Annotated in this window: 1 protein-coding gene and 1 pseudogene; one reads left to right on the top strand and one right to left on the bottom strand. The window is 59.1% G+C overall.

From position 1 onward, the window contains the following. A pseudogene (locus JNB91_RS30320) lies at positions 1-216 on the top strand (capsule biosynthesis protein); the annotation flags it as partial. 383 nt (positions 217-599) lie between these two features. Here the strand turns inward: JNB91_RS30320 and JNB91_RS30325 are convergent. Beyond that, positions 600-826 (bottom strand): EF-Tu C-terminal domain-related protein (locus JNB91_RS30325; RefSeq protein WP_479683729.1); only part of this gene is annotated, 227 nt, incomplete at its 5' end.

Below are 826 nucleotides of genomic sequence, written 5' to 3' on the forward strand. Positions count from 1 at the left end.
CCCCTGCCCGATCCGGATCTGTTTAACGCATTCATGCGGGCCTTATCCGCCACGACACAGGTTCGCGGCGGCTTCATCGGGCATGACGCGCTCGAAACAGGTGCAGACAATGTCGCCGCACGACTGCTTGAAGAAGAGGAGCGCCTGCCGCTCAGCCTTCGCAAGCCGCGGAACTCCGGCAACTTCCGCTATGAGCGCGAGCTTTTCACTCGCTGAATTCGCTAGCTTTTCGTCCGCCTATCCGAATCCAGCGCACATTCCCGGTTCATGCCCGTTCCCGGAGTATTTTCGAACGTGCATCGCGTTTCGGGCGGATTACCGCAGACCTTGTCGAGCATCTTGAAGCCGACGCATTTTCCGTCAGGACCGCGATATCCAGGCCCACCCTTGCAGCCGCATCCGGTACAGCGGGGACGATCCGGGCAGGATGCATACTCGAACACGGCCGGGACCGCAGGCGATGCGCAAAACACCATTGCGATCCAGGCGACCGCGCCAATCAACCGAACCAAGACCGCCACCTCAACGCATACTGAAAGCCAAACGAAAAAAGCCCCGCCGTTTCCAGCGGGGCCTTTCTCAATTCAGGTGATTATCGATTACTCGATGATCGAAGCGACGATGCCGGCGCCGACGGTACGGCCGCCTTCGCGGATAGCGAAGCGCAGCTTTTCTTCCATCGCGATCGGAACGATCAGCTCAACAGCAACCGTGACGTTGTCGCCCGGCATAACCATTTCCGTGCCTTCCGGCAGCGAAACGATACCGGTAACGTCCGTCGTGCGGAAGTAGAACTGCGGACGGTAGTTGGTGAAGAACGGAGTAT

The organism is Aliirhizobium wenxiniae, assembly GCF_019511445.1.
GTDB classification, from domain to species: domain Bacteria; phylum Pseudomonadota; class Alphaproteobacteria; order Rhizobiales; family Rhizobiaceae; genus Neorhizobium; species Neorhizobium wenxiniae_A.